A 19,471-nucleotide genomic window follows, 5' to 3' on the forward strand; every position below is an offset into this window, starting at 1 on the left:
CGGTGCGGGGCCGCGCTCAGGCGACGTCGGCGCGCTCGGCGGGAGGGGTCCGCCGAACGAGCGTCAGCAGCAGCGCCAGACCCAGGAGCAGCACCGAGGCGATGCCGAGGATGCCCCAGTACTGGGCGTCGTCGAGCGTCGCGGCGCCGGTGAACGTCGCGCCCAGCCAGATCGCGATCGAGAACGCCGCCGGCGCGAGGAAGCTGACGGCCCGGCCGGTGGTGGCGTAGAGCCCGAAGACCTGGCCCTCGCGGCCCGGCGGGATCAGGCGCGCGAGGAAGGAGCGCGAGGCCGACTGGGCGGGTCCGACGAAGATGCACAGGATCAGGCCGAAGACCCAGAACAGCGTCTGGCCGGCGTCGTGCAGGGCGAAGATGACCAGCCCGGCGACCACCATCGAGATCAGCGAGATGACGATGACGCGCTCCGGTCCGATCCGGTCGTCGAGGTGGCCGAAGGCGATCGTGGCGACACCGGCCACGACGTTGGCGACGATGCCGAAGATGATCACCCCGCCGTCGCTGAAGCCGAAGACGTTGGCGGCGATCACCGCGCCGAACGTGAACACGCCCGCCAGACCGTCGCGGAACACGGCCGAGGCGACCAGGAACCACACGGTCCGCCGATCGGTGCGCCACAGCTCGGCGATGCTCCCGAACAGCAGCCGGTACGACGCCGGCAGCCCGATCCGCGGCCCCCGCTCGCCGCGCGGGCGACGCTCGTCGCGGAGGGTGACCAGGACCGGGATCGAGAAGAGCAGCGTCCACAGGGCACACAGCAGCATGGTGACGCGGACGTCCATGGCGTTCTCGTCGGTGACGCCGAACAGGCCGACGTCGGGGCTGATCAGGCCGAAGTAGACGATCAGCAGGAGCACGATGCCGCCCAGGTAGCCCAGGCCCCAGCCCAGCCCGGAGACCCGGCCGATGCTGCGCGGCGTGGAGACGTCGGCCAGCATCGCGTTGTAGTTGACCTGCGCGAACTCGAAGAAGACGTTGCCCGACGCGAGGAGCAGCAGGCCCAGCCAGAGGTAGTCGGGGGAGGGCTGGACGAAGAACATGCCCGCCGAGGCGAGCACCACCAGCGCGGTGTTGATCCCGAGCCAGCGGGACCGCCGCCCGCTGCGGTCCGCGCCCTGCCCGCTCACCGGGGCGAACAGCGCGACCAGCAGGCCGGCGGCCGCGAGCGTCCAGCCGAGCTTGGACGAGGCCCCGGGCCCGAAGTCGTCGGAGGTGATGTAGACGGTGAAGACGAAGGTGGTGATGACCGCGTTGAACGCCGCGGAGCCCCAGTCCCACAGGCCCCAGGCATAGACCGGCCACCCGAACCGCTCGCGGGGCCCGTCGTCGCCGCCACCGAGCACCTCGTCGGGGCTCGGCCCCTGGACGGGCAGCGGCACTTCGTTGGTCATCGGTTCCCCCTTCGCCGCGTCCACCATTGGCCGCGGGCCACGAGGACATCCTTGAGCACATCGGTGCGGTCGGTGAAGATTCCGTCGATTCCGAGATCGAGGAGCGCGTGCATCTCCTCGGGCTCGTCCACCGTCCAGACGTGCACCTGGACCCCCGCCGCGTGCGCACGGCGCAGCAGCCCCGGGGTCAGCACGCGCAGCGGCCCGCGGGCGACCGGGATCTGGAGCGCGGCGCACGACCGGCCGCCGAGGAGCCGCGCCACGGCGGCGGTCGGCGCGAGCCGGAAGGCCAGCACCTCCAGCGGATGCGCGGCGGTCGCCACCCGGCCGGCGGTCAGCCGGCGGAACCGTCGCGTCCGCCGTACGGAGAACGACCCGACCAGCACCCGGTCGGCGATGCCGCGCTCCGCGATGAGCTCGGCCAGCAGCTCGACGGCGGCCTCGGACTTGATGTCGACGTTGAAGCAGGCGTCGGGGAACGCGTCGAGCAGGTCGGTGAACGCCGGGATCTCCTCGCGCCCGGCGATCCGCGACCGCCGTACCTCCGCGAGGCTGAGCCCGTGGATCGAGCCGGAGCCGTCGCTGACCCGGTCGAGCACGTCGTCGTGGAACGCCAGGAGGACGCCGTCGCTGGTGGCGACGACGTCGGTCTCCAGGTAGTCGTAGCCGAGGTCCGCGGCGTGCCGGAACGCCGCCAGGGTGTTCTCCAGGCCCTCGATCTCCGGGTGGTCGGCGCCGCCGCGGTGGGCGAACGCCAGCACCCTGCCCGTCGGCAGGTACACGGCCGCGCCGCTCAGATGTCGCGGAAGGTCTCGATGTCGGCGCCCAACGAGCTCAGGCGCTCCGCGAGGTCCTCGTAGCCCCGGTGGATGACGTAGGTGCCGCGCAGCACCGAGGTGCCCTTGCTGGCGAGCATCGCGAGCAGCACCACGACCGCGGGCCGCAGCGCCGGCGGGCACATCAGCTCCGCGCCGGTCCACGACGTCGGCCCCTCGATCATCACCCGGTGCGGGTCGAGCAGCGTGACCCGGCCGCCGAGCTTGTTGAGCTCGGTGAGGTAGATCGCCCGGTTGTCGTAGACCCAGTCGTGCAGGTGCGTGGCGCCCTGGGCGACGGCGGCGATCACCGCGAAGAACGGGAGGTTGTCGATGTTGAGGCCCGGGAACGGCATCGGGTGGATCTTGTCGCGCGGCGCCACCATGTCGGAGGGCAGCGTGTGGATGTCGACCAGCCGCGTGTGGCCGTTCGCGGCCAGGTACTCCTCGCTGAGCCGGTACCGGAAGCCCATCTCGGTCAGCACCGCGAGCTCGATCTCGAGGAACTCGATCGGCGCGCGGCGGACGGTGATCTCCGAGCGCGTCACGATCGCCGCGGCGATCAGCGACATCGCCTCGATCGGGTCCTCGCTCGGGGCGTAGTCGACGTCGACGTCGATGACCTCGCGGCCGGTGACCCGCAGGGTGGTCGTGCCGATGCCCTCCACCGTGACGCCGAGCGCCTGGAGGTAGAAGCACAGGTCCTGGACCATGTAGTTCGAGGACGCGTTGCGGATCGTGGTCGTGCCCGGGTGCAGCGCGGCGGCCATCAGCGCGTTCTCGGTGACGGTGTCGCCGCGCTCGGTGAGCACGATGGCCCGCTCGGGGACGATCGCACGGTTGACGCGGCCGTGGTACCAGCCGTCGGTCGCCTTCACCTCGAGGCCGAACGGACGCAGCGCCGACATGTGCGGCTCGACGGTCCGGGTGCCGAGGTTGCAGCCGCCGGCGTACGGCAGCTCGAAGGTGTCCGCGCGGTGCAGCAGCGGGCCGAGGAACATGAGCACCGAGCGCGTCCGGCGTGCGGCCTCGGCGTCGATGTCGGAGAGGTCGATCTCCTTCGGCGGGATGATCTCGAGGTCGTTGTCGTCGTTGATCCAGCGCGTCTGGACGCCCAGGCTGCTGAGGACCTCGAGCAGGCGGTTGACCTCCTCGATCCGCGCCACCTTGCGCAGCGTGGTGCGGCCGCGGTTGAGCAGCGATGCGCAGAGCAGGGCGACGCCCGCGTTCTTGGAGGTCTTGACGTCGATGCTGCCGGTCAGCGTCGTGGGGCCCTTGACCCGGAGGTGGGTCGGCCCGGCGCCGAGCGCGACGATCTCGGAGTCCAGGGCGCTGCCGATCCGCGCCAGCATCTCCAGGGAGAGGTTCTGGTGGCCCTTCTCGATCCGGTTCACCGCGCTCTGGCTGGTGCTGAGCCGGTCCGCCAGCTGGGCCTGCGTGAGGCCTCGGTGCCTGCGTGCGTCGCGGATCAGGTTGCCGATGCGGCCCTTGTAGTCGCCGGCGTCATCCGTGGGGGCAGTCATGCAACGACGGTATCTCACATATGAGATATCGCAACTCACCGCGGTTCGCGGGCGTGTCGTGCAGGTCGTCCGAGTGCGACTGGAGGCGATGTCCTGTCGCGCGGGATCCGCTCGATGGAAGGATGCCCGGCATGCTCGCAACGACGATCCATGCTACCCGGGACATCCGCTTCGAGCAGGTTCCCGACCCCGCCATCAAAGAGCCCACGGACGCGATCGTCAAGGTCACGGCCGGCTGCATCTGCGGGTCGGACCTGTGGCCGTACCGCGGCGAGAACCCGATCCAGCCCGGCTCGACGATCGGCCACGAGTGCGTCGGCGTCGTCGAGGAGGTGGGCTCGGCGGTGACCGCGATCAAGCCGGGTGACTTCGTCGTCGTGCCGTTCGACCACTGCGACAACACCTGCGCGCACTGCCGGGCCGGGATGCAGTCCGCGTGCGTGGCGCTCGGCTTCACGACCAGCGGGCAGGGCGAGTACGCACGGGTCACCCAGGCCGACGGAAGCCTGGTCGCGCTGCCGGAGGCGCCGGGGCCCGACCTCGTCCCCTCGGTCCTGGCGCTCTCGGACGTGATGCCCACCGGCTGGCACGCCGCCGTCTGCGCGGGCGTCACGCCGGGCTCCACCGCCGTCGTCGTCGGCGACGGCGCGGTCGGGCTGTGCGGCGTGCTCGCCGCCGCCACCATGGGGGCGGAGCGGATCATCGCCATGTCGCGGCACGAGCCCCGGCAGGAGGTCGCCCGCGCCTTCGGGGCGACCCACGTCGTCGCGGAGCGCGGCGAGGCCGCCCAGGCCGCGGTCCTCGAGATCACCGACGGCGTCGGCGCGGACGCCGTCCTGGAGTGCGTCGGCACCGATGCCGCGATGCGGACGGCGATCGATGCGGCGCGGCCCGGTGGCGGCGTCGGCTTCGTCGGCGTCCCGCACGGCGTCAAGCTGCCGATCCGGACCCTCTTCACCCGCAACGTCGGCCTGCGCGGCGGCATGGCACCGGTACGCCGCTACCTGCCCGACCTGCTGGACCGGGTGCTGAACGGCGCGATCGACCCGGGGCTGGTCTTCGACCTGACGCTGCCGATGTCCGAGTCCGCCGAGGGCTACCGCGCGATGGACGAGCGGCGCGCGATCAAGGTGCTGCTCCAGCCCTGAGCGCCGGTGGTTGAGGTGCGAGGAGCGCTAGCGACGAGCCTCGAAACCACCACGCCGCTCGGGTGGTTTCGAGGCTCGCTTCGCTCGCACCTCAACCACCGGGCGGGCTCGCTTCGCTCGCACCTCAACCACCGGGCGGGCTCGCTTCGCTCGCACCTCAACCACCGGGCGGGCGGTCGGCGGGGGTGGCTAGCCTGAGCGCGACCGGACGAACGGAGCGACGATGCCCAGCACCCCCGCCGACAGCCACGACCTGATCCGGGTCGTCGGCGCCCGCGTGAACAACCTCAAGGACGTCAGCGTCGAGATCCCCAAGCGACGGCTGACCGCGTTCACCGGGGTCTCCGGGTCCGGCAAGAGCTCGCTGGTCTTCGGCACCGTCGCGGCGGAGTCCCAGCGCCTCATCAACGAGACCTACTCCGCCTTCGTCCAGGGCTTCATGCCGACGCTGGCGCGTCCCGACGTCGACGTGCTGGAGGGCCTGACCACCGCGATCCTGGTCGACCAGGAGCGGATGGGCGCGAACCCCCGCTCGACCGTCGGCACCGTCACCGACGCCAACGCGATGCTCCGGATCCTCTTCTCGCGGCTCGGCGAGCCGCACATCGGCTCGCCGCAGGCCTTCTCGTTCAACGTCGCGTCGGTGTCCGGCGCCGGCGCGGTGACCTTCTCGAAGGGCGGCAAGGAGACCAAGGAGCGCCGGGAGTTCAGCATCACCGGCGGGATGTGCCCGCGCTGCGAGGGACGCGGCAACGTCAGCGACGTCGACCTCACCGCGCTCTACGACGGGACGAAGTCGCTCAACGAGGGCGCGATCACCATCCCCGGCTACAGCATGGACGGCTGGTACGGGCGCATCTACCGCGGCTGCGGCTGGTTCGACCCGGACAAGCCGATCGGGAAGTACACCGAGAAGGAGCTGGACGACCTCCTCCACAAGGAGGCGACCAAGATCAAGGTCGACGGGATCAACCTGACCTACCTCGGCCTGATCCCGCAGATCCAGAAGTCGTTCCTCTCCAAGGACGTCGAGGCGATGCAGCCGCACATCCGGCGGTTCGTCGAGCGGGCGATCACGTTCACGACCTGCCCCGAGTGCGACGGCACCCGGCTGACGGAGGCCGCGCGGTCGTCGAAGATCCGCGGGATCAGCATCGCCGACGCCTGCGCCCTGCAGATCACCGACCTCGCCGCGTGGGTGCGCGACCTCGACGAGCCGTCGGTCGCGCCGCTGCTGCGGTCGCTGGGGGAGACCCTCGACTCGTTCGTCGAGATCGGCCTGGGCTACCTCTCCCTGGACCGGCCGTCCGGCACGCTCTCGGGCGGTGAGTCGCAGCGCACCAAGATGATCCGACACCTCGGCTCGTCCCTCACCGACGTCACCTACGTCTTCGACGAGCCCACCATCGGGCTGCACCCGCACGACATCGACCGGATGAACGCCCTGCTGCTGCGGCTGCGGGACAAGGGCAACACCGTGCTCGTCGTGGAGCACAAGCCGGAGGCGATCGCGATCGCCGACCACGTGGTCGACCTCGGTCCCGGCGCCGGCACCGCGGGCGGCCAGGTCGTCTTCGAGGGCAGCGTCGACGAGCTCCGCGCCGCCGACACGGTGACGGGCCGCCACCTCGACCTGCGGGTCAGCACGAAGCCCGAGGTGCGCACCGCCGGCGGTGCGCTCGAGGTGCGCGGAGCCGCCACGCACAACCTGCGCGACGTCGACGTCGACATCCCCACCGGGGTGCTGACCGTCGTGACCGGCGTCGCCGGGTCGGGCAAGAGCTCGCTCATCCACGGCTCCGTCGCCACCCGGGAGGGCGTCGTCGCCATCGACCAGGGCGGCATCAAGGGGTCGCGCCGCAGCAACCCCGCCACCTACACGGGCCTGCTGGAGCCGGTCCGCAAGGCGTTCGCCAAGGCCAACGGGGTCAAGCCGGCGCTGTTCAGCGCCAACTCCGAGGGCGCCTGCCCCGCCTGCAAGGGCGCCGGGGTCATCTACACCGACCTCGCGATGATGGCGGGCGTCGCCACCCCGTGCGAGGAGTGCGAGGGGCGCCGCTACCAGGCCGCCGTCCTCGACTACACCCTCGGCGGGAGGAACATCGCGGAGGTGCTGGCGATGTCGGTCGCCGAGGCGGAGACGTTCTTCGCCGAGGGGGAGGGCCGGATCCCGGCCGCCCACAAGATCCTCACCCGGCTGGTCGACGTCGGGCTCGGCTACCTCAGCCTGGGGCAGCCGCTGACCACCCTCTCCGGCGGCGAGCGCCAGCGGATCAAGCTGGCCAACCAGATGGGCGACAAGGGCGACGTCTACGTACTCGACGAGCCCACGACCGGGTTGCACCTCGCCGACGTCGAGCAGCTGCTCGGCCTCCTGGACCGACTCGTCGACGCCGGGCGCACCGTGATCGTGATCGAGCACCACCAGGCCGTGATGGCCCACGCCGACTGGATCATCGACCTGGGGCCGGGCGCAGGCCACGACGGCGGCACCGTCGTCTTCGAGGGCACGCCCGCGGACCTGGTCGCGGCCCGGTCGACCCTGACCGGCGAGCACCTGGCGTCGTACCTCGGCCGCTGAGGCCGACGCAGGTGCTCGCCGGGTTCAGTTGCTGCGTGCCAGCGCGCGCAGGAAGAACGCGACGTTGGCCGGGCGCTCGGCGAGGCGGCGCATGAAGTACGGGTACCACTCCTCACCGAAGGGCACGTAGAGCCGTACCTGGTGGCCCTCGGCCGCCAGCGCGCCCTGCAGGTCGCCGCGGACGCCGTAGAGCATCTGGAACTCCCAGCCGGCCGCGCCGCGCTCCTGCTCCCGCCCGAGGCGACGCGCGAGCTCCACCATCTGCGGGTCGTGGGTGGCCACCATCGGGTAGCAGGCCGAGGCCATCAGCCGGGTCAGGTCGCCGCGGTAGGCCTCGTCCACCTCGGCCTTGCGCTGGTGGGCGACCGAGACCGGCTCCTTGTAGGCACCCTTGACCAGGCGGATCCGGACCGGGTCGGCGGCGAGGTCGGCGATGTCGCCCGCGGTGCGCTTCAGGTTCGACTGCAGCACGGTGCCGGTGCGCGGGAACTCGGCGCGCAGCTCGTTGCCGATCGCCAGGGTCGAGTCGACGGTGGTGTGGTCCTCCATGTCGAGGGTGACCATGGTGCCGGCCGCGTCCGCGGCGACGCAGATGTCGTGGGCGAGGTCGAGGGCGACGCGGTGGCCGTCGCCGGGCAGCGCCTGGCCGAGGGCCGAGAGCTTCACCGAGACCTCGGTGCCGGTGCCGGCGCCGGTCTGCCCGAGCGCGCCGAGCAGGGTGACGTACTGGTCGCGGGTGCGACGCGCGCCGGCGATGTCGGAGACGCCCTCGCCGAGGATGTCGAGGCTCGTCGCGAGGCCGCGCCCGCTGACGCCGCGGGCGACCTCCAGGGCGGCATCCTGGTCGGCGCCGGCGACGAACCGGTCGACGACCTTCCTGGTGACGGGGATCGCCTCGACGGCCCGACGGGCCCGGTCGCTGCGGGACGCCCGGTTCAAAACGTTGCTCAGCACTGCACACACTCCTTCGCTTCGAGCAGAGCGTAAGATCGGCGGCCGTCGGCGTCGTACTGACAGATGCACGACATCCAGGCCCCGAAAGTGGATCAAATGACAACGGTCGCCGGTCAGCTCGAGACGCTCGTGGCGGACATGGCCGCGCTCCTCGGCGGCCCCTGCGTCCTCGAGGACGCGGACTTCAACCTGATCACCTACGCGGCGCAGGGCGAGGTGGACGCCGTGCGGCAGCGCTCCATCCTCGAGCGCCGGACCAGCCCCGAGATCCGCGACTGGTTCCACGGCCACGGCATCCGGACCGCCGAGCAGCCCGTTCGCACCCCCGCCGACGAGGCCCTCCAGATCAGCCCGCGGCTCTGCGTGCCGGCCCGCCACCAGGGCCGGACCTACGGGTACTTCTGGCTCATCGACCCCGACGGGCGCGTGGACGAGTCGCTGTGGCCGGACGCGATGCTGATCGCCGACACGGCCGGGGTCCTGCTCAGCCAGGCGGGACGCCGGCAGGCCCGGATCGAGGCGCACCTCGCCGACCTGCTGGGCTTCGACGGGGCCGACACGCGGCAGGCGGCACGCGGACTCTCCGCGCTCACCGGCCTCGACCTGGAGGCCCCTGTGCGCTGCGTCCTCGTCGCCGGCCCGGCCCGCTCGCTGGAGGTGGCGGCCCGGCGTGCCCGGCCGGGCATCGTCTGGGCCGAGCACGCCGGCCCCGACCGGCTGGTCATCGCCCCCGGGGCCCGGGTGCCGGACCCGGCGCCCTCCGACGACCTGCTCGCGCTGCTCTCCACGCCCGGCCCCGGCGGGCAGGCGCTGGCCACCTCCCTGCGCCTCGGGGTCGGCCCGATCGTGCCGGGCCTGGCCCGGCTGCCGGACAGCTGGGCCGCCGCGCGCACGGCGCTGCGCGTGGCCCAGCGCCGCGCGCACGACCTGCCCGGCGGCTCCGCGGCAGCCCGGTGGGACGACCTCGGCGCGCTGCAGCTGCTCCAGGTGCTGGGCTCGGATGACCTGCGCCGCACGGTGCTCTCCGGCCGGCCCGGCGCCTTCGCGCTCGACGGGGACCCCGTCCTCGTCCGGACGGCACGCACCTACCTCGACGAGGCGTGCTCCCCGGGGCGCACGTCGGCAGCCCTGACCATCCACCGCCAGACGCTCTACCACCGGCTGCGCCAGATCGAGGCGGCCGCCGGGGTGGACCTGGGCGTGGGGAAGGACCGGATGCGGCTGCACCTCGCCCTCACGTTCCGCGACTACGTCACCACCGGCTGACCGCGGCGTGTGACATCTGGTCGAACCCCGCCCCACTGCTCTCGGACAAACGTCCGTGTTGCGGCGGCGCCGCACCTCCTAGCGTGAGGACTGGACGCGTGCGGCTTCCGGGCGCGCGCCGTGAACCGTAGGAGGACCCCTTGGACGCCATCACCCAGACCCCCGCGCCGGTCAACGAGCCGACCCTCACCTACGCGCCCGGCACGGCCGAGCGTGACGCGCTGCGCGCCGAGCTGGCGCTGCAGGAGTCGAAGCAGGTCGCGTTCACCGCCGCGATCGGCGGCGAGCGCCGGATGGGCGGCGGCGAGCCGATCGAGGTCGTCCAGCCGCACGACCACCGGCACGTCCTGGGCGTCCTGAACAACTCCACCAAGGCCGACGCCGAGGACGCGATCGCGGCGGCCCTCGCCGCCGCCCCGGCCTGGCGAGACCTCTCGGTCGACGACCGCGCCGCGATCTTCCTCAAGGCCGCCGACCTCGCCGCCGGCCCGTGGCGCCAGCGCCTCAACGCCGCGACCATGCTCGGCCAGTCGAAGACCGCCGTCCAGGCCGAGATCGACTCCGCCTGCGAGCTCATCGACTTCTGGCGCTTCAACGCCCACTACGCCAAGCAGATCACCGGCGAGCAGCCGATCGCGAACAGCCCCGGCGTCTGGAACCGCAGCGACCACCGCCCGCTCGAGGGCTTCGTCTACGCGATCACGCCGTTCAACTTCACCGCCATCGCCGGCAACCTGCCCACCGCCCCGGCGCTGATGGGCAACGTCGTGGTCTGGAAGCCCAGCCCGACCCAGCAGGCCTCGGCGCACCTCGTGATGGCGCTGCTCGAGGAGGCCGGGCTCCCGGCGGGCGTGATCAACATGCTCCCCGGCGACGGCCTGGACGTCTCGGAGGTGGCGCTGTTCCACCCCGACCTGGCCGGCATCCACTTCACCGGCTCCACCGCCACCTTCCAGCACCTGTGGAGGACGGTCGGCGAGAACATCGCCTCCTACCGGACCTACCCGCGACTGGTCGGCGAGACCGGCGGCAAGGACTTCGTGCTGGCCCACCCGTCGGCCGACGCCGACGTGCTGCGCGTGGCGCTCATCCGCGGCGCCTTCGAGTTCCAGGGCCAGAAGTGCTCCGCCGCCTCGCGCGCCTACGTGCCGCGCAGCCTGTGGGACGTCATCCGCGACGACCTCGTCGCCGAGGTCGAGGGCCTGACCATGGGCGACGTCACCGACCTGTCCAACTTCATGGGCGCCGTCATCGACGACCGGGCGTTCGCCCGCCTGCGCACCGCCATCGAGCGGGCCGAGGGTGCCGCACACCTCGAGGTCGTCGCCGGCGGCCAGACCGACGACTCGGTCGGCTACTTCGTCCGGCCGACCGTCGTGGTCAGCGAGGACCCGACCGACGAGATCTTCGCGACCGAGTACTTCGGCCCGCTGCTCGCGATCCACGTCTACGACGACGCCGACTACCACCAGGTGCTGCGCCAGATGGAGTCCTTCTCCGCCTACGCGCTGACCGGCTCGATCCTGGCCCAGGACCGCGCGGTCGTGGCCGAGGCGACGCACCTGCTGCGCTTCGCCGCGGGCAACTTCTACGTCAACGACAAGCCGACCGGCGCCGTCGTCGGCCAGCAGCCCTTCGGTGGCTCCCGGGCCTCGGGCACCAACGACAAGGCCGGCTCGCCGGCCAACCTCCTGCGCTGGACCTCGCCGCGGTCCATCAAGGAGACCTTCGTGCCGCCGACCTCGGTGGCCTACCCGCACATGGCGGCCGAGGCCTGATCGGCTGAGCATCCGGGCTGCGGGACACCGGGACCAGCGGCACCGCGCCACCAGCGCGACGCCGCCCCGGGTAGCGCGGGCGGGGACCGGATCCGGTCCCCGCCCGCTTCCCTTCTCAGGCGCGCGGTGGGGTCACGCCTGCAGGTCGATCTGGAAGCCGAGGCTGGTCTGCAGCGACGCGGCCAGCTCGGACAGGTCGACGTCGTGCTGCTCCAGCAGCTCGGTCAGGCTGGTGCCGGAGCGCAGCTCGTCGAGGAGGTCCGCCTCGTCCATCTCCAGCAGGTCGGCGATCGCCGAGAGCGTCTCCTCCTGGTCGGTGGTCATGGTGCCCCCGAGGGCGCCGGTCGCACCGCCCGGCGGGGGCGGCGGGGGCCCGGCCGGACCGCCCGGACCGGCGACACCGGTCTGCTCCGCGATCGAGGCGACCAGCTGGTCGAGGTGGGGGTCGGACCGGAGCTCGGCCGGCGCCCCGTCCTTCAGGGCCTGCAGCAGGTCCTCGGTGGAGACGCCCTTCTCCGCGGCGATGTCGGCGAGGCTGGTGCCGTCGGCGACCGCGGCGGCGAGGTCCTCGGCGGACTCGCCGAGCAGGGACGCGACGGCCTGGAAGTGGCCCGGGACCCGCGACTGCTGGGCCTGCGTGGCGCTGGTGACGGAGAGCGACGACAACGCGCTCCCGATCGAGTTGATGGTCATGCCCCCGCCTTCGGCGTACCGGGCCGCGAGCTGACCGTCCCCGGTCCGACTCACAGGTGGACCGCCGGGTTCACAGCCTCCTGCCAGCCGGGGGACAGGAGGGACGGCCACGGGCCCGATCGCTACCGGAGCGCCCCCGAGTCGTGGGACGGTGAACCCGCGCGACCACGACCCCGGGAGGACCCGTGAGCACCGACCCCACCGACGCCCCGCGTGCGCCGCTCGGGGTCACCTGGGTCGGCCACGCGACCGTGACGCTCGACCTGCACGGAGCACGGGTGCTGATCGACCCGCTGCTCAAGCGCCACAACGGGCCGCTGCGCCGTCGCTTCCCGATGCCCAGCCCCGAGGTCTACCGCGGCACCGACGCGATCCTGATCTCCCACCTCCACCACGACCACGCCGAGCTTCCCTCGCTGCGCCTGCTGCCCGGCGTCCCCGTCCTCACCGCGCCCGAGAACGCCGCCTGGGTACGCCGGCAGGGACTGCGCGGCGTCGACCTGGGCGAGGACTGGGTGCCGGTCGGAACGGGCGACGTCGTGGTCCGGCTGGCGCCGGCGGTGCACGGTCACCGGCCGATGCCGCACCGCCCCAACGCCGCGAACAGCCACCTGATCAAGAGCCGGGACTGGCGGATCTGGGCGGTGGGGGACACCGAGCTCTTCGACGAGATGCGCCTCGTGCCGCACCAGCTGGGCGGCGCGCCCGACCTGGTGCTGGTCCCGATCGCCGGCTGGGGGCCGCGACTCTCCGGCGGCCACCTCGACCCCGAGCAGGCGGCCGAGGTCTGCGCGAGGACGCGCGCCTCCCGGGCGCTCGCGGTGCACTGGGGCACGCTGCACCCGCCGATCATCCACCGCGGCACCGCGCCGTGGATCGACCGGCCGCACCCGGCGTTCGCGCGGGCGCTCGAGCGGATCGCGCCGGAGTGCGAGCTGATCGACCTGAGGCCGGGGGAGTCCACCGTGGTCGAGTGACCGCGCGCGGGCCCGCCGCTGCCGCGCCCTACGGCCGGCGCCGCGCCAGCCGGCGCATCCGGACCAGTACCGACGAGACGTGGGCCTCCGCCGCGACACCGGCGGCCTCCGCGTCACCGGCCGCGATCGCGTCGACGATGCGCCGGTGCTCGAGCAGCGCGATCCTGCGGTTCTCGTCGTCCTCCCACAGGCCCGAGTTGTACAGGTGGGCCTTCGTGTCGAGGCGGTGCAGCGCGTCGCTCAGCGTCGGGTTCCCGGCCAGGTCGCGGACCGCCGTGTGGAACTCGAGGTCGAGGCGGGCGTCGACCAGCCCGTCCGCCGCCGAGCCCAGCAGCGCCTCCTGCTCCTCCAGCAGTCGCCGCAGCTGGGCGATCTGCTCGCCGTCGGCCCGCCGCGTCGCCTCCCGCGCGGCGAGGCCGTCGAGCAGCTCGCGCACCGTCATCACGTCCGCGATGGTCTCTTCGTCGACCTCGGCGACGCGTGCGCCCGCGTGGGCCACGTGGACGGCCAGGCCGTCGGCGATCAACCGCTGGACCGACTCGCGGACCGGGCTGCGGCTGACGTCGAGCCGGGCCGCCAACGCCGGCACGCTGAGCGGCGCGCCGGGCTGCAGGTCGCCGGTGAAGATGAGGTCGACCAGGCGCGCGTACACGGCGTCGCCCAGCAGCTCGGTTCCGTTGGCCAACGGTCGCCCCCTCAGGTCCGCGACCCCGGTCGGCCGGTCCCCGCGCGGGGACCGGCCGGCCGGGCGTCGTTCCGGTGACTGTGTCGTCACGCGCGCGGTCCAGAGTAGTTGGCCGTGACCCGGCGCTGGAGGTACTCGTCGGCGGTCATCGGCGGGTACGTGCCCTGCGGCGTGGTGATCACGACGTCCCGGTTCGCCTGGGCGAAGAACGGGATCGAGTACCGCGGACCGGTGTACTCGCCCGCGCCCGGGACGCGCACCCGGTGGAAGTTCGACAGCAGCTGGTCGTCGCTCCACCGCATCAGCATGTCGCCGATGTTGCAGGTGATCGCGTCGTCGCTGGGCGTCACCGGCGTCCACTCCTGCGCGTCGGCCTCCCGGCCGGGGCAGACCTGGAGCCCGCCCTGACCGTCGCGCTGGAAGAGCAGCGTGAGGCAGTCGAAGTCCGTGTGCGCGCCGGCCCGCCACGTGCCCGGCCGGCCGCGGAGCTCCTCGGGGAGCGCGTAGTAGTGGATCAGCCGCAGCGTCGACTGGTACTGGTCGCTGGCGGGGTCGTGCGCCTCCGCGAAGAAGTCGCGCTCGAACCCGAGACGGTCGGCGAAGCAGGAGAGCACGCGCATCGCGAGGCTCCAGCACTCCGCCTCGAAGTCGAGCATGAACTCGCGGAACCCGGCCAGCTCCTCGTCGCCGGGCCACAGGTCGGCCATGTGCGGCCGGGTGATCTGGAACGACTCCTTCTGGTCGGGGACCCCGACCGACGGGCGCACCTGGCTGGAGTACTCCCAGCCCGCGTTGTCGGCCTTGCGCAGCGGCAGGCGCTCCTTCGACTCGGTGGGCAGGTCGAAGAACCGCGCCGACCACGCGAAGGCCCGGTCGACCTTCTCCTGGTCGATGCCGTGGTCGACGATCTGGAAGAAGCCGATCTCGGTGGCGGCCGTCCAGAGCGCCTCCGTGATCTCCTCGCGGCGCGCGTCGAAGTCGGCGAGGCTGATCTGCGGGATCGACCGGTCCGACCGCTCGGTCCCGACCTGGCCCATCCGGGCCTCCTTGTCGAGCTCGGCGAGGCCGTACGGCGTGGGTGCCTTCGTCATGGGTGGTTCCTCTCGTGCTGCCCGCTCATGGGCGGGCGTGCCCCGGGACGCGAATCGCCTGGGCAGGTCTGGGTGGGTGGGCGCGAGTCGGCAGAAACTTTCTGCCGACTCGCGGGGTCAGTGGCGGTCTCCGGAGCTGTGCCAGCGGCCGACCAGCAGGGACGAGAGCGCCACCGAGGCGGCGAAGACCAGCAGGCCGAAGAGGGCGGCCAGTCCGATCGCCGCGATGAGGTCCTCGCTCCGCAGCTGCGCGCGGTAGGTGTTGATGAGGGTGCCGATCCCCGCCTGGCCCTGGGCGAAGAACATGTCGCCGATGATCGCGCCGATCACGACCTGGCCGGACGCGATCCGGAGCCCGGTGAGGATCGAGGGCGCCGCCGCGGGCAGCTCGAGGCGGACCAGCCGCTGCGCGGTGGACGCCCGGCCGAGCACGAAGAGCTCGCGCAGGCCGCGGTCGATCGACCGGAAGCCGAAGTGGGTGTTGGTGATGATCGGGAAGAGCGCGATCATCACGCAGACCACGATCCGCGCGGTGACGCTGAAGCCGAACCAGAGCCCGATCAGCGGCACGATGGCGAGCACCGGGATCACCTGCAGCAGCACGGCGTAGGGGTAGACGACGCGCTCGAGCCACCGGGCCTGGGCCATCAGTGCGCCCACCGCGACTCCGATCGTCGTCGCCAGCACGAAGCCGATCCCCGCCACCTGGGCGGTGATCCACAGCGCCTCCAGCATCGGTCGCAGGTGCGCCGGGTCCGAGACGGACAGCTGCCACACCTGGTGCGGCGGGGGCAGCAGGAACCGGCGGTCCTCGGCGAGGACGAGGTAGCTCACGCCGTACCAGGCGAGGAGGCCGCCGGCGAGGGCGAGCACCGGGACCAGCGCGCCGCGCAGCGAGCGCAGCGCGAGCCGACCGACGTGGAGGGTGAGGCGGGGCGCGAGGGCGCGCGGCGCCGCGCCGCTGACGGGCACGCTGCTCACTGCTCCCCCCGGAGGAGCTCCGAGACGGCCTGGACCTGGGCCACGTAGGCGGGGTCGAAGCGCAGCTCGGGGCCGCGGGGTCGGGGGATGTCGATGTCGACGACCGCGCGCACCCGACCCGGGCGCGGCGCCATCACGACGACGCGGTCCGCGAGGAGGACCGCCTCGGAGACCGAGTGGGTCACGAACAGGGCGGTGAACCCCTCGCGGTCGTAGAGGTCGAGGAGCTGCAGCTGCATCTCCTGGCGGGTCAGCTCGTCGAGCGCGCCGAACGGCTCGTCGAGCAGCATCACCTCCGGCTGCAGCGCGAGGGCACGTGCCAGCGACACGCGCATCCGCATGCCGCCCGAGAGCGCACGGGGCAGGTGGTCGCCGAAGCCGCCGAGCCCGACCGCCTCGACCGCGTGGTCGACGCGCTGCCGGCGCACCGCCTTGGGGAGCCGCGCGAGGTCGGTCAGCAGGCCGACGTTGCGGCGCACCGACGCCCACGGGAGCAGCGTCGCCTCCTGGAAGATGAAGCCGACCGAGCGGGTCCCGACGGCCACCGATCCGGTCGTCGGCCGCTCCAGGCCGGCGGCGAGCCGCAGCAGCGTGGACTTGCCGCAGCCCGACGGACCGACGATGGCGACGAACTCGCCCTCCCGGACCGGCAGCGTGACGTCCTCCAGGGCGACCGTGCCGTTCGGGTAGGTCAGGCCGGTCTCGTGGAACGCGACCTGCAGCCCGTGCGTCAGGTGCCGGGCGTCCACGTCTCCCATCGTGTCGACGAGAGGTGCTGTCCGGGTCATGTCGCTCCGTTCGATGGAAGGCAATACGTCGTTCCCTGCGGACCCAAATCTGCCGATTGCATGTAGATCGACGCAAGCGACGCCGTGTGAAGACTTTGTTACATGCACTCGTAACACTTGCTCCCGGCCGGGGGCGTCGGTCAGGGTTCCGGGCAGCCGCCTCCTCCGAGGTCCCACCACAGGAAGTAGATCGATGACCAGCACCCGCCGTACCCGCTCCCGCGCCGCCTCCGTCGCGGCCGCCGCGGTCCTCCTCACCGGACTCAGCGCCTGCTCGCTCGGCTCCGACACCGAGGCCACCGACGCTGCCGCCGCCGACCTCGACCAGGCGGCGGGGGAGACCCGGCTCGACGACGTGTGCGGCACCGAGCTGACGGTCCAGCTGCAGTGGCAGCCGCAGTCCGACATGGGTGCGCTGTTCGCGCTGCTGGGTCCGGACCACCGGTTCGACCCGGCCACGAAGTCGGTCACCGCGACCCTGGTCAGCGAGGGCGAGGACACCGGCACCGAGCTCACCCTGCGCGCCGGCGGACCCGCCATCGGCTTCCAGTCCGTGCCCTCGCAGATGTACGTCGACGACACCATCGACCTCGGCCTGGTGCACACCGACATGATGATCGCCGCCTCCGGCGACCAGCCCGTCGTCGGCGTCACGCCGCTGCTGACCCACACGCCGGCGATGCTGATGTGGGACCCCGCCACGTACGGCGACGACTTCGACATCACCCAGATCGCCGACACCGGTGCCACCGTCGTCGTCTCCGGCGAGCAGGCCTACCCGGCGTGGCTGGTCGCGCAGGGCTACGCGACCCAGAAGCAGATCGACCCCAGCTACGACGGCAACCCGGCCCGGTTCGTCGGCGACACCAGCATCGTCCAGCAGGGCTTCGCGAACTCCGAGCCCTACACCTACGAGAACGAGATCTCGGCCTGGGGCAAGCCGGTGGGCTACCAGCTGCTCAAGGACGCCGGCTACGACCCGTACGCCTCCAACCTCTCCGTCCGCGCCGACGAGCTGGACGAGATGGCCCCCTGCCTGGAGCGCCTGGTGCCGATGGTGCAGCGGGCCGGCGCGGCCTACATCTCCGACCCCGGGGCGACCAACGACGTCATCGTCGAGATGATCGCCTCGGACGACTCCTACTTCCCCTACAGCGACGGAGAGGCCGCCTACAGCGCCCAGCTGCTCGCCGACGAGGGGCTGATCGCCGAGGAGGGCGGCGTCGTCGGCGGCTACGACCAGGCCCGCCTGACCGCGTTCGTCGACGAGGTCGCGCCGATGATCCGCGAGCAGGGCAACAAGGTCCCCGACACGCTGAGCGCCGACGACCTGTTCACCGACCGCTTCGTCGACGACACGGTCGGCATGCCGTGACCGAGCCCGACCTCGGCCGACCGTCGCTGGGCGTGAGCGCGCCCGGCGGCGGCCGGCCGGCCGCGATCACCGACGTCACCGTCTGGACGGGCACCGGATGGCGGGAGCGCTGCGACGTGGTGCTGGCCGACGGCGTCGTCACCGACCTCCGCGACCACCGGCCCGGCGCCGCCTGGGCCGGCGAGGCCCTCGACGGCTCCGGCGGCCACCTCGTCCCCGGGTTCACCAACACCCACACGCATCTCCAGCAGTCCCTGTGCCGCGGGGTGGGGGAGGGGCAGCCGCTGCTGGCCTGGCTGCTCACCGTCGGCGAGGGGATGAAGGCGGTCACGCCGCGGCGCGCGTACGTCGCCGCCGTCGCCGCCGCACTCGAGGGGCTGCTCAGCGGGACCACCACGCTGGTCGAGCACGCCTGGCCCCACCGCGACGACGCCGTCGGCCGTGCGGTGCAGGAGGCGCTGGACCTGGTCGGCGTCCGGGCCGTGCTCGGCATCGGGGTGGCCGACCGCCCCGACCCGACCCGCAGGTGGGGGTTCGAGCCGAGCCTGATGAAACCCCTCGACGAGGTGTTCGCCGGCGTCGACGAGCTCGGGCGCCGTACGGCCGGCGGGCGGCTGACGCCGGCGCTGGCCGTGCCGAACCCGCGCTCGCTGACGCCCGACGGGATGAAGCGGGTCCGGGCGTTCGCCGAGGAGCGCGGGCTGACCGCGATGATCCACCTGGCCGAGACCGGCACCGACGACGCGATGTGCCGCGAGCACGCCGGCGTCGGCGCCGTCGAGCTGCTCGCGCAGTCCGACTTCCTGTGGGACCGGCTGCTGGCGGTGCACTGCGTCGAGGTCGACGACGCGATGATCGCGGCGCTGGCGGCCCACGACGTCGCCGTCGCCTGGAACCCGGTGTCGAACATGCGGCTCGGCTCGGGCGTCGCCCCGGTGGAGAAGATGCTCGCGGCCGGGGTGCGCGTCGGGATCGGCGTCGACGGAGCGGCGTCGAACGACCGGCAGGACATGCTCGAGACGCTGCGCGCGGGTGCCTACGTCCAGCGGGCGACGGACCGGCGCGCCGACATGTTCGGGCACGCCGAGATGCTGGCACTGGCCTGCGACGGGGCGGCCGCGACCCTCGGGCAGCGGGTGGGGGCGGCGGCGCCGGGCGGCGTCGGCGTGGGTCGTCCGGCCGACCTGACGCTGGTCCGGTTCGGCCGGGACTTCGCCTGCCTGCCCGTGACCGACCCCGGCGCGTCCCTGCTGACGACCGGCACGCCGCGGATCGTGGACACGGTGCTGGTCGACGGCGAGGTCGTCGTGGCGGACGGGCGCTCCACGCGGGTCGACGTCGAGGCGCTGACCCGCGAGCTCGCCGCGCTGCCGCCGGGCTGAGCCGGGCCGAGCAGGTCTGAGCA

The 19,471-nt window shown here is 72.7% G+C and carries 16 protein-coding genes; 7 read left to right on the forward strand and 9 right to left on the reverse strand.

Features of this window, described 5'->3' with window-relative positions:
• Positions 1-16 precede the first annotated feature (16 nt).
• Genes ABLM29_RS01450 through ABLM29_RS01460 form a run of 3 tightly spaced genes read right to left on the reverse strand, consistent with a single transcriptional unit; the run spans position 17 to position 3,749 of the window.
• The gene (locus ABLM29_RS01450) at positions 17-1,411 is read right to left on the reverse strand and encodes an MFS transporter (RefSeq protein ID WP_349711722.1); all 1,395 of its coding nucleotides are present in this window, start codon (positions 1,409-1,411) and stop codon (positions 17-19) included.
• Positions 1,408-2,193 (reverse strand): glycerophosphodiester phosphodiesterase family protein, encoded by a 786-nt coding sequence (locus tag ABLM29_RS01455; RefSeq protein ID WP_349711723.1) that lies wholly within the window; start codon positions 2,191-2,193, stop codon positions 1,408-1,410. Before ABLM29_RS01455 ends, ABLM29_RS01450 begins: the two co-directional genes overlap by 4 nt.
• 11 nt (positions 2,194-2,204) lie before the next feature.
• Positions 2,205-3,749 (reverse strand): UDP-N-acetylglucosamine 1-carboxyvinyltransferase, encoded by a 1,545-nt coding sequence (locus tag ABLM29_RS01460; RefSeq protein ID WP_349711724.1) that lies wholly within the window; start codon positions 3,747-3,749, stop codon positions 2,205-2,207.
• 131 nt (positions 3,750-3,880) lie between these two features.
• Here ABLM29_RS01460 and ABLM29_RS01465 point away from each other — a divergent pair, with 131 nt between their 5' ends.
• The gene (locus ABLM29_RS01465; protein WP_349711725.1) at positions 3,881-4,897 is read left to right on the forward strand and encodes a zinc-dependent alcohol dehydrogenase family protein; all 1,017 of its coding nucleotides are present in this window, start codon (positions 3,881-3,883) and stop codon (positions 4,895-4,897) included.
• Between the two features lie 223 nt (positions 4,898-5,120).
• Positions 5,121-7,478 carry an ATP-binding cassette domain-containing protein gene (locus ABLM29_RS01470; protein ID WP_349711726.1) on the forward strand — a complete coding sequence of 786 codons (2,358 nt, stop codon included), beginning with the start codon at positions 5,121-5,123 and terminating at the stop codon, positions 7,476-7,478.
• Positions 7,479-7,502: 24 nt separating this feature from the next.
• On the opposite strand, the gene ABLM29_RS01475 is transcribed toward ABLM29_RS01470, so the two are convergent.
• Complete coding sequence (locus tag ABLM29_RS01475; protein WP_349711727.1) at positions 7,503-8,432, reverse strand: proline dehydrogenase family protein; 930 nt, start codon at positions 8,430-8,432, stop codon at positions 7,503-7,505.
• Positions 8,433-8,528: 96 nt separating this feature from the next.
• Between ABLM29_RS01475 and ABLM29_RS01480 the strand changes: the two genes are divergently transcribed.
• A complete protein-coding gene (locus ABLM29_RS01480; protein ID WP_349711729.1) occupies positions 8,529-9,698 on the forward strand; it encodes a PucR family transcriptional regulator in 1,170 nt (389 codons plus the stop codon).
• A 140-nt stretch (positions 9,699-9,838) separates the two neighbouring features.
• Complete coding sequence (gene pruA / locus ABLM29_RS01485) at positions 9,839-11,476, forward strand: L-glutamate gamma-semialdehyde dehydrogenase (protein WP_349711730.1); 1,638 nt, start codon at positions 9,839-9,841, stop codon at positions 11,474-11,476.
• Between the two features lie 132 nt (positions 11,477-11,608).
• Here the strand turns inward: pruA and ABLM29_RS01490 are convergent, their stop codons facing one another.
• Positions 11,609-12,169, reverse strand: coding sequence for a hypothetical protein (locus ABLM29_RS01490; protein WP_349711731.1), 561 nt, complete (start codon positions 12,167-12,169; stop codon positions 11,609-11,611).
• A gap of 185 nt (positions 12,170-12,354) precedes the next feature.
• On the opposite strand from ABLM29_RS01490, the gene ABLM29_RS01495 reads away from it, so the two are divergent.
• Entirely contained in the window at positions 12,355-13,146 is a 792-nt protein-coding gene (locus ABLM29_RS01495) for an MBL fold metallo-hydrolase (protein WP_349711732.1), read from the forward strand.
• A 28-nt stretch (positions 13,147-13,174) separates the two neighbouring features.
• On the opposite strand, the gene ABLM29_RS01500 is transcribed toward ABLM29_RS01495, so the two are convergent.
• The 4 genes from ABLM29_RS01500 to ABLM29_RS01515 form a co-directional block, all read right to left on the reverse strand.
• Positions 13,175-13,831 (reverse strand): GntR family transcriptional regulator, encoded by a 657-nt coding sequence (locus ABLM29_RS01500; protein ID WP_349711733.1) that lies wholly within the window; start codon positions 13,829-13,831, stop codon positions 13,175-13,177.
• Between the two features lie 86 nt (positions 13,832-13,917).
• The gene (locus ABLM29_RS01505; RefSeq protein WP_349711735.1) at positions 13,918-14,922 is read right to left on the reverse strand and encodes an isopenicillin N synthase family dioxygenase; all 1,005 of its coding nucleotides are present in this window, start codon (positions 14,920-14,922) and stop codon (positions 13,918-13,920) included.
• A 117-nt stretch (positions 14,923-15,039) separates the two neighbouring features.
• The gene (locus ABLM29_RS01510) at positions 15,040-15,903 is read right to left on the reverse strand and encodes an ABC transporter permease (protein WP_349711737.1); all 864 of its coding nucleotides are present in this window, start codon (positions 15,901-15,903) and stop codon (positions 15,040-15,042) included.
• Positions 15,900-16,652 (reverse strand): ABC transporter ATP-binding protein, encoded by a 753-nt coding sequence (locus ABLM29_RS01515; RefSeq protein WP_349711739.1) that lies wholly within the window; start codon positions 16,650-16,652, stop codon positions 15,900-15,902. Before ABLM29_RS01515 ends, ABLM29_RS01510 begins: the two co-directional genes overlap by 4 nt.
• 232 nt (positions 16,653-16,884) lie before the next feature.
• Here ABLM29_RS01515 and ABLM29_RS01520 point away from each other — a divergent pair, with 232 nt between their 5' ends.
• Entirely contained in the window at positions 16,885-18,066 is a 1,182-nt protein-coding gene (locus ABLM29_RS01520; protein WP_349711740.1) for a hypothetical protein, read from the forward strand.
• Complete coding sequence (locus ABLM29_RS01525; protein WP_349711741.1) at positions 18,063-19,448, forward strand: amidohydrolase family protein; 1,386 nt, start codon at positions 18,063-18,065, stop codon at positions 19,446-19,448. Before ABLM29_RS01520 ends, ABLM29_RS01525 begins: the two co-directional genes overlap by 4 nt.
• The last annotated feature ends 23 nt before the right edge of the window (positions 19,449-19,471 follow it).

Source organism: Nocardioides sp. YIM 152588 (assembly GCF_040191335.1).
GTDB lineage: Bacteria > Actinomycetota > Actinomycetes > Propionibacteriales > Nocardioidaceae > Nocardioides.

Coding starts and splice junctions, on each gene's coding strand:
- ABLM29_RS01465 (WP_349711725.1), top strand. CDS start 3,881: ATGCTCGCAACGACGATCCATGCTACCCGGGACATCCGCTTCGAGCAG.
- ABLM29_RS01490 (WP_349711731.1), bottom strand. CDS start 12,169: ATGACCATCAACTCGATCGGGAGCGCGTTGTCGTCGCTCTCCGTCACC.
- ABLM29_RS01450 (WP_349711722.1), bottom strand. CDS start 1,411: ATGACCAACGAAGTGCCGCTGCCCGTCCAGGGGCCGAGCCCCGACGAG.
- ABLM29_RS01460 (WP_349711724.1), bottom strand. CDS start 3,749: ATGACTGCCCCCACGGATGACGCCGGCGACTACAAGGGCCGCATCGGC.
- ABLM29_RS01505 (WP_349711735.1), bottom strand. CDS start 14,922: ATGACGAAGGCACCCACGCCGTACGGCCTCGCCGAGCTCGACAAGGAG.
- ABLM29_RS01470 (WP_349711726.1), top strand. CDS start 5,121: ATGCCCAGCACCCCCGCCGACAGCCACGACCTGATCCGGGTCGTCGGC.
- ABLM29_RS01520 (WP_349711740.1), top strand. CDS start 16,885: ATGACCAGCACCCGCCGTACCCGCTCCCGCGCCGCCTCCGTCGCGGCC.
- ABLM29_RS01480 (WP_349711729.1), top strand. CDS start 8,529: ATGACAACGGTCGCCGGTCAGCTCGAGACGCTCGTGGCGGACATGGCC.